Source organism: Pseudomonas moraviensis subsp. stanleyae (assembly GCF_036283065.1).
GTDB classification, from domain to species: Bacteria; Pseudomonadota; Gammaproteobacteria; order Pseudomonadales; family Pseudomonadaceae; genus Aquipseudomonas; species Aquipseudomonas stanleyae.
Genome location: NZ_JAADJI010000001.1, coordinates 132,158 through 144,972, shown reverse-complemented (window position 1 = coordinate 144,972; position 12,815 = coordinate 132,158). Strand labels below are relative to the sequence as shown.

At 59.0% G+C, this 12,815-nt stretch carries 4 protein-coding genes; 1 reads left to right on the top strand and 3 read right to left on the bottom strand.

Annotated elements, in window-relative coordinates:
- Positions 1-38 precede the first annotated feature (38 nt).
- The 3 genes from GXB78_RS00575 to GXB78_RS00565 are packed head-to-tail and all read right to left on the bottom strand — an operon-like array spanning position 39 to position 10,063.
- Entirely contained in the window at positions 39-4,679 is a 4,641-nt protein-coding gene (locus GXB78_RS00575; protein ID WP_329513730.1) for an NEL-type E3 ubiquitin ligase domain-containing protein, read from the bottom strand.
- Positions 4,680-4,716: 37 nt separating this feature from the next.
- Positions 4,717-7,365 carry a hypothetical protein gene (locus GXB78_RS00570; RefSeq protein WP_329513729.1) on the bottom strand — a complete coding sequence of 883 codons (2,649 nt, stop codon included), beginning with the start codon at positions 7,363-7,365 and terminating at the stop codon, positions 4,717-4,719.
- Positions 7,366-7,402: 37 nt separating this feature from the next.
- Positions 7,403-10,063: a hypothetical protein gene (locus GXB78_RS00565; RefSeq protein WP_329513728.1), complete on the bottom strand. Its 2,661-nt coding sequence runs from the start codon at positions 10,061-10,063 to the stop codon at positions 7,403-7,405.
- 229 nt (positions 10,064-10,292) lie between these two features.
- Between GXB78_RS00565 and GXB78_RS00560 the strand changes: the two genes are divergently transcribed.
- Positions 10,293-12,596 carry a YgiQ family radical SAM protein gene (locus GXB78_RS00560; RefSeq protein ID WP_186621680.1) on the top strand — a complete coding sequence of 768 codons (2,304 nt, stop codon included), beginning with the start codon at positions 10,293-10,295 and terminating at the stop codon, positions 12,594-12,596.
- Positions 12,597-12,815 lie beyond the last annotated feature (219 nt).

Here is a 12,815-nt window from a genome sequence, read left to right as displayed (position 1 = left end):
AGCAGACCGGATCACCCGGCCTGCTGTCGTGGTCGACTTCAATCGGCCGAAGCTGCCGTCTCGCTGCCGGCAGGCGTTTCCACGGCGCCGCCGGGGCGAATTTCCTCGTGCGTCAACGACTGGATCAGCGTCGCTTCGCTAATGGCCAGTTGTGCAGTGACGTCATTGGTTTGCGTGTCGTATTCGGCCTGAGTCAGTACTTTTTTCGCAAAGTGCTCGTCCAGTGCCGCCTGCCTCTGTTGATAGGGTTGACGCGCGGCGTCGAACCGGGACGAATATTTGTGCGTGATGAAGTCCTGCCAGAAATCCATCGACACCAGAGCCTGAAACTCTTCGGGGGAGTCGTTCAAGGCGATGACTTTACGGTAGGCAACTTCCAGCATGGGCGGTGTGACGCCGGCCATGCCGATAAAGGACAGTGTCTGTGGCTGAAACGGCAATTGCAGCTGATCCTTGAGGCCAAAGCGGTAGGCCATGGTCATTTCATGCGGATCGCGCAGGCGCTGGCGCTGGGTACTGCGCTCACTCGCTGAAGCCTGGGGATCGTTGACGATTGCCCTGCTCGCAGCGATGTCTGCTGCGGCCAGATCATCGACGAGCTTGAGCCTGAACAGACCTCTGGACAAATCCACCAGTCGAGCGCCATCCCCGTCTTGCCTAGCCTGCAGCCTGGCCGTGTGCGTCATGGTCAGGACTTGCAGGTCAGTAAACGTGGCGGCGGCAAGGTCAGTGCAGCCGGCTTCGCAGGCGCGATCAAAAACTTCTCTGCGCAGAGCGCGTGATTGCGCGTTGTTCTCGCTGATGGCGTCGACCACGTCCCAGACCTGTCGGCGGAAATCGGCGTGGTGGCCAAGTTTGGAAATGATAGTGAAAAAGCCATCCGAGCCGTCATGGGCTTTCAGTCCGTCCAGCTGCACGGTGCGTTTCTTCGCTTCGGTTGCCGTCATACCGGAGGTCAGCTGCGAATAGATCGTTGCAGAGTTCGTTACCAGTGATTGCGGGCGGACTGCCGGAGCTGACGTCGTCAGCAGGTTCACAGGATTGTAAAGCGAGGTTGCGGAGCGGTTCAGCCGCTCACCGTAATCGGCCAGGCGTTCTCGAGTGAGTGCGCTCAGGGGGTTATTGCTTATCTGAGTGCCGCTGTTGACCTGAATCGAATGCGTCAGGCGATCCGCTGCCGGTGACACGACAAAGCCGGGCAGGAAGGTGATCCTGTTGTTGTTCAGAAGCACCTTGCCCAGTTGGGGCTGATCGAACAGTCCGGCTGGCCAGCTTTCAATGCCCGTGTTTGACATGTCGACCTCACGCATATCAGTGATCGCGCTGAAGTCCGGGCTCACGTTCAAGTGCGGGTTATCTTGTATCCACAATGCCCTCAGGGTCGTTCTCCCGGCCAGGATCTGTGCGGTCTCGGCAGTGAGTTCGAGTTGGTTACCCTGCAGGAACAGACGGGTCATCCCGTGCATTTCACCGATCGCCGGCGGGAGATCCCTGAGACGATTGTTGGCCATGTTCAACCAGCGCACGTGCCGGAAGCGAGTCAGGAAACCTTCCGGGGATTCGGTCAGATTCATGTTGTTGAGTTTGAGCGAGCCGACATGGCCGAAGTCGGTGTTCAGATCCGGCAGGGTCGGCAACGTGAGGCCGCTCAAATCCAGTTCCAGGCCTATCGGCGTGCCGTCGAAGGCATGTTTCTGCGGCGTTTCCTGCCGCCAGCAGCTGATGATCCGATCCCGTGCCTCAATGCGCTCGTTGCGGGTTCGCGTGTTGGTCTGTAACTGATTGACGCGGATATAGCGCAGAGGATTGCTGCCTCCCGAAAATACCCAGTTGTCCAGCTGGTTTTTCAACAAGGCGAAATCCTGCTCGAGTGCCAACAGTTTCGGCGCAATAGTGGCCTTGTCATGGTTCCAGATAAATTCCCGGCAGGCCTTGATGCTTTTGCGCGGAAACAGTCGGCGGTAGCGTTGCGCGCGCGAGTTCTCGCTATCGAATACGGTGGGGTGGGCCGGGGTCATCAACTCTGGATGCAGTTCGTTGAGTCTTCGCCAGTAGCGATCAAACTTTCTCCAGTAAGGCGAAGGGAAGTCGTTGCCCTCAAGCAAAATACAGTTGTTGATGCGCGCGACCAGGGCCAATTGATCAGCCGGCGGGTTGATGTGGGCGTCGGGAACGCTGCGCAGTTTATTGTCGCTGAGGTCGAGTCCGGTCAAGGTGGTCTTGTCAGCGAGGCCGGTGGGCCACTCGCTGATTCCGGTGTTCCTCAACTCCAGCGTCTGCAACCCGGACATCGCGCTGAAATCGGGCAATACCTGGAGTGGATTATCAGACAGCTTGATGGTGGCCAGTTGGTGCCGCGCGCTCAATGCACCTGCACTGTTTTCATCCAGTTTTATCTGGTTTGACGTCAGATCCACATGGGCGAGCCGGGGCATCGCGCTGATGCCGGCGGGCAGTTTTTCCAGGCCGGAGTTGGTGATCGTCAGGATTTCCAGTTCAGGCAAGCGCGACAGGAACGTGTCGGCAGTGTCGGACCAGACAACGCTATCAAGGGAGAGCAACTTCAACCGACTGAAGTCGGCAGTCAATGGCGGTAGCGGTCCGTGCAATGGTGGCAGCATGAGGCCCGTCGACTCCCGGAGCCAGCAGTCCTTGATAGTCCGGGCAATGTACTCTGCCCGAGTCCTTTCTCGGCCGGCGGCGCTGGATGTTCCCGCCTGGCTGCCGGCGACGTAGGCCTGCAGTTGCGCGTCGAGCACCTTGAACTCCTCGAAACGCCGGCTGATCGTGGCTTCTGCGCCATCCCCCAGGTCTATCAGGTATTGCCGGGCAGTCAGCGCGGTTTTCTCCGGATACATCCGCAGCAGCATGGCGACTTCGGGGATGTCGCGGTCAATCCGGAATGCATCCGTGCGAGCGCTGGTGAGCAGCGCCGGATATTCGGCAGTGACACGCTGCCAGTAGACTTCCAGCAATCGCCAATAGCCGCTGGCGAAGGGGTTGCCTTCGATCAGGGTAACGCGGTTGATGTTGGCAATGGCGAGCAATTGGTCACTCGCCGGGTTGATGACTGTCTGCGGAATTTCACGCAGTCGGTTATTGCGCAGGTCGAGCGACTCCATCGCCAGTTGATGTTGCAGCCCGGTTGGCCACTCATCCAGTTGTGTATTGCGCAGCCTCACGGACTTGAGCTGGAGCATGCCGCTGAAATCCGGGGTCCTGCCCAGCGGGTTGTCCGACAGATCGAGTTTTTCCAGTTGGCTGAGCGAAGCCAGCTCGCTGGCGGTTTGCTCGCTCAGTTCAATACGGTTCGCTCGCAGGTCCAGCTCCTTGAGACTGAGCATCTGTGCGAGGTTCGCCGGCGGTTTATCGAGCGTCGAGGCGTTGATTTTCAAGCGTTCAAGGGCGGTGAACCCGGTGAGAAAAGTTTCGGATCCCGCCGACCATGCCACCGCCTGCAAGTGCAGCGTGCGTACATGGCTGAAATCTGCGGACAGCGGAACAATGCCTGCGTCGCCAAGATCCAGTTGCAGCATTGTTCCCGTCTGCCTTTTCCAACAGCGCTTGATCTCTTGCGTGGCACGCTCCACCGAGGGATGAGCCGCCCCGCCGGACAGTTCGGTAGATTTAAGCCAGCTCGCGAGCTCCATTTTCAGGGTCTTGTATTCAGTCTCGACGCGCGTCAAAAAGCCTTGTACATCGTCGCCCTGGCTACGCAGCAGGGAGCGGATTTCCTCGCTGCTCAGAGAAGGATAGAGTTTTCGCAGTCGCGATTGTGGCGTGCGCAGTCGGTTGATCGCGGTATTGAACCGCTCCCGCAGCCCCGATGGAGCCGGTTGGTCGGGACTGCCACGCTGCATTCCGCCGGCCCCTCCGACGACAATGCCCTGCCAGCCCTGGTGGGCATCGAAGACAACAGGTTCTGATCTGCCCGGGCGCGTGGCGCTGTAGATGTTATCGACGTCAGCGGCAACAGGATCTTCAGGGCGGACGATGCGCATCACCTCGGCCAGGGGTGTCGAAGCATCGTGATCGTGCAAGACCTGATAGCTGTGATTATCGATCACTGCGTAGAGTTTGCCGTCATGGCGGTGCAGCCCGTCGCTGTCGCGCGAGCTGTTACTGAAATCGAGCGGGGTGCGGAACGCCTGCAGACGTGCCCCCGATAATGCGAAGGTGCTCGGCTGCGAAGACTCCAGCGTATGCCATTGCCCGCTCTCGGGGTCTTGCAGCAACAGCGGTCCGGAGGGGGTCGATTCGCTCGCCAGTCTGGCGCGCCAGAGGCCGCTCTGCGAATCCTTGCCCACCTGCACAAAGCCACCATCGGCCATTTCAGCGTAGTGGCGGCCCTTGAATGTCCTCAGGCCTTCGGCACCAGCGTCAGGCAAGCCGATCGTTGCTGCGAGGCGGTAATGCTCAAAAGGGTGGCCAACGTCAGCCATGGTCTCTTGCACTGATGCAGCCGCATGCACTGTGACATTCGGGGCAGCGATGATTGCATCAGGATCGATGCCGTCTATGGGCCGGTTCGGGCGGATTGAAGGGCCGCTCAACGTAGTCGGATCCAGGCCGGGGCGCGGCGTCAGGTTGAGGCGTGGCGGGGGCGTAACTACGGATGTGTCCGGTCGAAGATGTAAATTACCGGAGAGCGTCACTTTGGACGGCGTTTTGCTTGGCATGTCTTACATTCCTTGTAGTCGTTGCACGGTGGCTTCTTCAACGGAAGCTGCCAGCCTGTTCGGCGTCATTGCCTGAGACTGTGTCATGGGGGTGAGCAGAGGCGGCGGCCAGGTCGAAGATTTTCTGCGCTGTGCGTCCATCGAGATATTGGCGCCAGACTGGTACGTGGGGCAGGCCGGCCTGCTCGTCGCGGCGTTGGGACTCGATGCCGCGTCTGCTCTGTTCCAGCGTTTTGAGATGGCTGCCCTTGATGGTGAAGTTCAGCGGCTCGCTGCTCTGTTTTTCATAGTGAAAATGCGCTTCCCACAACGGCGCATCGTTAGCGCTATCCCTGATCGAGTAAACGTCGAGAAAGGATTTGTCCCGGCCTTTGCCCAGCTGTTTACGGTCAACCGTTTTGACGGCATTCAGCTCAGCGTGATCGATCAGATAATTCAGCCGCAAAGTGTCCAGCACGTCCTTGTTCTTATACATCCGCACCAGCACGCTTTGGCCATGCGCGGACAGTGTGTCTGCAGCTCTTTGCAAGTGCTCGCTCACGCTCTGGATCTCGGGATCCTCGACTGCTGTATCGTGGTTTTGCAGGCGGCGTGCCTGTTCATTGAGCGGGTCGATGGCTTTTTCCAGCTCTTCAATTATTTCCGTCGGATTGTTTTTAGCGGTTTCTCGGGTGCGTGCCCGGGCAATGTGCTTTTCAACGTCGACCAATAAGCGGTTGGCCTCGGCGATCAGTTCCGGCCGCGGAGTGCTGACGATGGGCGGGCGAACAGGCAGCCATTCACCTTGTCTTTTTTCGTATCGTTCGACCGGGCCATTCGGCTGGATCGGGTTGCAAACCTTGACGATAACGCTGCCGTCTGCGGCGGTTTCCGTGTCGCCAACCATTACTCTGGAAGTGCCGTGCCGTCGGGTACGGAACACTTTCCTCGTCGACGGCGGTCGGGCTGGCACGCTATCGCTTGGCTGGGGCGGAATGAAGTCGAAGTCAATTTTCTGATCCAGGCTGGGCAGCTCGGTATTGCGGTTGAACGAGGCAAAGATTGCTTTCAAGCGGGTTTCGATGCCGGTCTCGAACTGATCGGTCAGCGCGAGGATCTCCCTGGCGTACTCGGCTTTGACGCTGCCTGCCGACAGCTCTGCTGCAAAGCGGCCTCTCTCACCTCTTATTTGATCGAGGGTCAGCATCAGCGACAACGACTGCGCGCCTTCGGGAATGTATTGCAGATCGCCGGTGATTACGTCGATGGAGTGAAGCGAGCGCATGGTCACGTTTGGCGGGTAGTCAGGCGTGCCTGCGAACAAATGGACGTACATGTTCAACTTGTAGAAGTTGATTCGCTCGGCCGTGGCCACTTCATTACGGAATTCTGCAAGTACGGGCGCTGCTCCTCGGTCTGCTTTCAGGATCTGCCCCATCACCACTTCCCGTTCTTCGAGAAGCTTCAGCTTTTTTTTCATGAAGCTGATGATTTTTATACAGTTCTCAGCGGTGAGAGTGGTGAATGCAGACTCGCCCCTCAAGTTCATGACCTTCATCAGTCGGTTCAGGTATTTCACTTGATCCAGGCGCAGGGCGTGCAGCTCTTCGGCGAAAACTCCGTTGGCTTTCAGATGAATCAACCAGGATTTGTGGTCGAGTATCGACTGCAAATTGTCAGCCTGCTTTTTGATGTGCTTGAGCAAGTGAACTTCAACGGCAATCAACGCCGCCGTCCGCCCGGCGCTTCCGCTCGGCAGAGCATCCGCTTGCGCCGCAAGCACGTAATAGCGCTCAGCGGAATCGTTGATCTCGTTCATTCTCGTGACGAATGGCTCATACCGTTGCAGCAGAATCGGGATCGCCTCCTGGCGCCGCATACCTCCCAGCAAGCCGGTGGAGACAGCAACCCAGGTGTTGTTGGCGTTGCGGGTGACGGCCCGCGACTCTCCACTGCGGCTGGCGTGATAGATGTTGTCATCATCAATGGCCACGGGATCCTTGGCATTAACAATGCGCCAGACCTTTTGCACCGGCGTAGATCCATCTCTATCAAGCATTACCTGATAAGCATGATCGTGGATGAGCGCGTAGCGCTTGCCGTCGTGTCGAAACAAACCGTCGGTGTCGGGTTCGCTGGTGCTGAAGTCCAGATCCGTGCGAAACGCTTGCAGGCCGACATGGGTGAGAGGGGCAGTATTGAGGTGGTCGTCATCGTTTGCCCGCCACAATCCGCTATCGCGATCGCGGAACAAAACCGGGCCGGAAGGTTTCGATTCGCTTGCAAGATGCGCCCGGTACAGTCCGGTGTCGGCGTCCTTGGCGACCAGCACAATCCCGACATCGATCACGTCGACGTATTGGCGGCCTTTATGAACTCTGAAACCCTCGGTATTGGCTGCTGGCAAGCTGGCAGCGGCCATCACCCGATAATGCTCCAGCGGTAGAAAGGCGGCGAGGGGTGTTTCGTTCGGCGATGTCAATGTGTGCACGTTAACGATAGGCGCTGGAGTGATTGCGTCGTGGTCGATGCTGCCTGGTGGCCTGCCCGGTCGGAATTGCGGATCGATCGACGTTGCAGTTTCGAAGCCCGGTCGCAGGGTTGTGTCAGGGAGGGCAGGGCGTAGCGCGAGTGGGTCCCCTGACATATCCGGTTGGCGATGGACAGAAACGGTTGCAGTGCCTTTGGAAGGCGTTTTGATTGGCATGTCTTACATTCCTTGTAGTCGTTGCACGGTAGCTTCTTCAACGGAAGCTGCCAGCCTGTTCGGCGTCATTGCCTGAGGCTGTGTCATGGGGGTGAGCAGAGGCGGCGGCCAGGTCGAAGATTTTCTGCGCTGTGCGTCCATTGAGCGGTTCGCGCCAGATAGGCACGTGTGGCCGTTGCGCCAACTCTTCCCTTTGCTGCGAACGAACACCCAGACTGCTTTGCTCAAGAGTTTTGAGGTGCGCGCCGCGTGTATTGAAGTTCAGATCGGGTGTATCCGGTTTTGCGTAATGAAAGTGCGCGTGCCAGAGATGGTCGTGGGTGTGCGCATCAGTCAGCAGATAGATGTCGATGAAATCCCGCTTCTGCCCCTTGCCACGTTTCAATCGTGTCTCGATTTTTTGCGCACTCACTTCGCCCTTGTCGATCAGATACAGCAGTCGGGCGGGGCTCAGAAAATGTCTGTCCTTGTAGATCCGGATACGAATGTTTTCGCCCTCGCTGTGGAGGCGTTCACTGGCATCGTGCAGACGCTGAATCAACGCGCCTGTCTCGCCATCGGCCGGCGCATGTTGCAGTAGCTGAAGGGCGATCTCATCCATTGTCCCGGCCTTGCGCTCAAGCATCTCGACAATGTTGTCCGGATGGTTTTTTTGTTCCTCTTCGCGCAGGGCGGCGCGCACATGCGCGTCGGTTTGTTCAAGGTTCCGATTGGCTCTGACAATCAGCCTGGGCAGGGGGGTGTCCTGCGTTGTCCGCACGGGGCGCCATTCACCTTCTCTTTGTTCATAGGTCTGTACTGGCTGTTGCGGGTCGTGGAGATTGCGCACGTCGATGACTTCTTCGTTGTGCGCGGTGCGGCGCGATTCGCCGACATTGATCTTGTAGATGCCGTGTTTCTTTGCCTTGAAAATGCGTTTGGGCGGCGGTTGGACGCCGGTTCTGTCCTGGGCCGGGACATACTCGAAGTCAATCGCCTGATCGTCGACCGGCAGCAGCGGACCTTCAAGCTGCTGGTGATATTGGTTCAGGCGATGCGCCAGCGTCTCTTCGAATTTTTTGAGCTCGGCGGTGATTTCCGTGCGTGAGGTTGCTTGCTCGCCGGGTGCCAGATCAAGGCGCTCGTACCATTCGCGAATGGCTGTGCATTCCTGGAGCAGGTCATTCAATATCGCAGGGTGCGAAGTTTCCGGGATTTTGCCAAGCGCTCCGTAAACGAAGGTTGCCTGACCAAACCCGGCCGCCAGCTCGGATGCCCGAGGGTAGTCACCGGCTGGTTGCTGGTCGTCCAGCATCAGGCTTTTGGTCAAGACCCACGTAGCCACGACGTCATGAGTGTCCATGGGGGTCAGAGCGTATGCACTGAATTCGTCCGGCGACATCCGCCATGTTTTCACCAGATTGTCGGCGATGAGCTGGCGCTCTCTCATGTAGCCGAGCATTCTGCTCAGGACTCTGGTTGTTCGCGGGAGCCTGTCAACGTCGATCAGCGGGCCCCCCAGCGCGTGGCGTGTCAAGCCGCATTCGATCAGTTGCTCGTAGAAGCCCATTTGGCTCTTTTGCAGCGCAATCATTCTGTTTATGTAATCTTCTTTCTTTACCAATCGCCTTATCTCGGGTTTCCATTTCTTGTGGAATTTTATTGCTTTTGCAAGGAATCCCAGCGCTTGGTGGCTATGTAATTCGCGATCAAGCAATGCCATTGTTTCGCTTCTGATCCTTTCGGTGCGCTCACCTCCTGCATTCCTGATGCTCTGGCACACATCCCTCAGGTGCTCACTTCTAGCGTGATCTTGCGTGATTCGCCTGTCGAAACGGCCAAGTCTGATTTTGACCTCCAAATGCTTCCATGAGAGGGGCGCTACTTTCCCTCCCGGCATCCCGGCGGCCCCCGTCACGGTGGTCCCGCGCCAGCCGTAGCGAGCATCGAAAACGATCGGTTCCGACCTGCCGGAACGGGATGCGACGTAAACATTCGTGGCGTCGGTGGCGATCGGATCGTCCGGCCGAACGATGCGCATCACTGTCCTGTGCGGCGTTGAGCCATCAGGATCATGCAGGACCTGATAGGCGTGATTCTCGATTTCCACATACAGTTTGCCACTGAAGCGATACAGGCCATCGCCGTCCGGCTCGACCGTGCTGAAATCCAGATCGGTGCGAAATGCTTCCAGCCGAGTCGTGGATAACGGGTAGTCAGCTGGCGCCCAGGTTTCGATGGGATGCCACAGACGGCTCTCGGCCGCGAATTGCAAAAGCGGTCCCGATGGATGCAGTTCGCTGGGCAATTTCGCCCGGTAGAAGCCGCTGGCAGCGTCCAGCTCTACCTGCACGGTGCCACCTTCCGGTACCTGGACATACTGGCGTCCCTTGAGGGTCGAAATGCCTTCGGCACCGGCCACCGGGAGCACGACCAGCGAAGTGATCCAGTAATCCTTCAGGGGACGTTCGCGCACGACTGCGGCAGATTCCGAAACCGCGGTCGTGCTGACCGTTGCCCGCGCAGGCGCGGAGACAATGCGGTTGAGCCCGATGTCGACCGATGTCGGCACCGTTGTCGGTGTCGGGCGTGTGAGGATTCTGTGCGACGGCTGGCCATCGAAGAGCGGCGGGAAACCGGGCCGGATTATTGAGTAATCAGGCGGCGGTTTATGGACCGAGACGGTTGTGATGCCTCTGGTTGGCGGTTTGGCTGGCATTGCCTGTCATCCTTTACGTTTTAATGCCCTGCCACTCCCTGGGGAGGGCGACGGGCGGGCGGCTTCCTTGCCGTTTCGGGCGTCGCGCGTTCCGCGCAAACGGTTAATGTGTCGCGGTTTGGCGGCGGTAAATCAGCGCACAGAGAAACCGACCACCGTCGTCGGAATTGGTCAAAATTTGTGCTATATTCCGCGCCCGCGATTTTTCACTTCAACACCGGTCGTCGACATGCAAGCAGCCAAGCCGTTATTTGACTATCCAAAATATTGGGCCGAATGTTTCGGGCCAGCGCCATTCCTGCCGATGAGCAGGGAGGAGATGGATCAGCTTGGCTGGGATTCGTGCGACATCATCATTGTTACCGGAGATGCCTACGTCGATCATCCGTCGTTCGGCATGGCGATCATCGGCCGGCTGCTGGAGTCGCAAGGCTTCCGCGTCGGGATCATCGCGCAGCCGAACTGGCAGTCCAAAGACGACTTCATGAAGCTCGGCGAGCCGAACCTGTTCTTCGGCGTCGCTGCGGGCAACATGGACTCGATGATCAACCGCTACACCGCGGACAAGAAAATCCGTTCCGATGACGCGTACACGCCTGGTGGCATGGCCGGCAAGCGTCCGGACCGCGCCAGCCTGGTTTACAGCCAGCGCTGCAAGGAAGCCTACAAGCACGTGCCGATCGTGCTCGGCGGCATCGAGGCCTCGCTGCGCCGCATCGCCCACTACGACTACTGGCAGGATCGTGTGCGCAACTCGATCCTGATCGACGCCAGCGCCGACATTCTGCTGTACGGCAACGCCGAGCGGGCCATTGTCGAAGTCGCCCAGCGTCTGTCGTGGGGCCACAAGATCGAAGACATCACCGACGTGCGCGGCACCGCGTTCATCCGTCGCGACACGCCGCAGGGCTGGTACGAAGTCGACTCCACGCGCATCGACCGTCCGGGCAAGGTCGACAAGATCATCAACCCGTACGTCAACACGCAAGACACCCAGGCCTGCGCCATCGAGCAGGAAAAAGGCCCGGTCGAAGATCCGCAGGAAGCCAAGGTTGTGCAGATCCTGGCCAGCCCGCGCATGACCCGCGACAAGACCGTGATCCGCCTGCCGTCGATGGAAAAGGTCCGTAACGACCCGGTTCTGTACGCCCACGCCAACCGCGTGCTGCACCTGGAAACCAACCCGGGCAACGCCCGTGCGCTGGTGCAGAAGCATGGCGAGGTCGATGTCTGGTTCAACCCGCCGCCGATTCCGATGACCACCGAAGAAATGGACTACGTGTTCGGCATGCCTTACGCGCGGGTTCCGCACCCGGCGTACGGCAAGGAAAAGATCCCCGCCTACGACATGATCCGTTTCTCGGTGAACATCATGCGTGGCTGTTTTGGCGGGTGCACCTTCTGCTCGATCACCGAGCACGAAGGGCGGATCATCCAGAACCGTTCCGAAGAGTCGATCATTCGCGAAATCGAAGAGATCCGCGACAAGGTCCCGGGCTTCACCGGTGTCATTTCCGACCTCGGCGGCCCGACCGCGAACATGTACCGCATCGCCTGCAAGAGCCCGGAAATCGAATCCGCATGCCGCAAGCCTTCGTGCGTATTCCCGGGCATCTGCCCGAACCTGAACACCGACCACTCGTCGCTGATCCAGCTGTATCGCAGCGCCCGTGCCCTGCCGGGTGTGAAGAAGATCCTGATCGCCTCGGGTCTGCGTTACGACCTCGCGGTCGAGTCGCCGGAGTACGTCAAGGAGCTGGTGACCCACCACGTCGGTGGTTATCTGAAGATCGCCCCGGAGCACACCGAGGAAGGTCCGCTCAACCAGATGATGAAACCGGGCATCGGCAGCTATGACAAGTTCAAGCGCATGTTCGAGAAGTACACCAAGGAAGCCGGCAAGGAGCAGTACCTGATTCCGTACTTCATCGCCGCCCACCCGGGCACCACCGACGAAGACATGATGAACCTGGCCCTGTGGCTCAAGGGCAACGGCTTCCGCGCCGACCAGGTGCAAGCGTTCTACCCGTCGCCGATGGCCACCGCCACCGCGATGTACCACTCGGGCAAGAACCCGCTGCGCAAGGTCACCTACAAGAGCGACGGCGTGACCATCGTCAAGAGCGAAGAGCAGCGTCGCCTGCACAAGGCGTTCTTGCGTTACCACGACCCGAAAGGCTGGCCGATGCTGCGTGAAGCGCTGGTGCGCATGGGCCGCGCCGATCTGATCGGCCCGGGCAAGGATCAACTGATTCCTGCGCATCAGCCAGCGACCGACAGCTACCAGAGCGCCCGTCGCAAGAACTCGACGCCGGCCGGCAGCCACAAGGTCGCCAAAGAGAAGACCACCAAGATCCTCACCCAGCACACCGGCCTGCCGCCGCGTGCCAGTGATGGCGGTAATCCGTGGGACAAGCGTGAACAGGCCAAGGCCGCGGCATTCGCCCGCAACCAGCAGGCGGCCAAGGAGCGCAAGGATGCGGCGAAGGGCAAAGGACCGAAGCCGACACGCAAGCCGGTTGTGCCGCGCTAAATACTCCTTGAGCTCAACAGAACGCCAACCTTCGGGTTGGCGTTTTGCATTTCAGGCCTCAGGAAATCAGTTGTTGCCGCTGGCCTCTTCGCGAGCAGGCTCGCTCCCACAGGGGAACGCATTCCAAATGTGGGAGCGAGCCTGCTCGCGAAAGCGCCCGATCAAACACGGCAAGAATCAGCGTCCGCAACATTTGCGTGCAACTGAGCCAAAGCATTT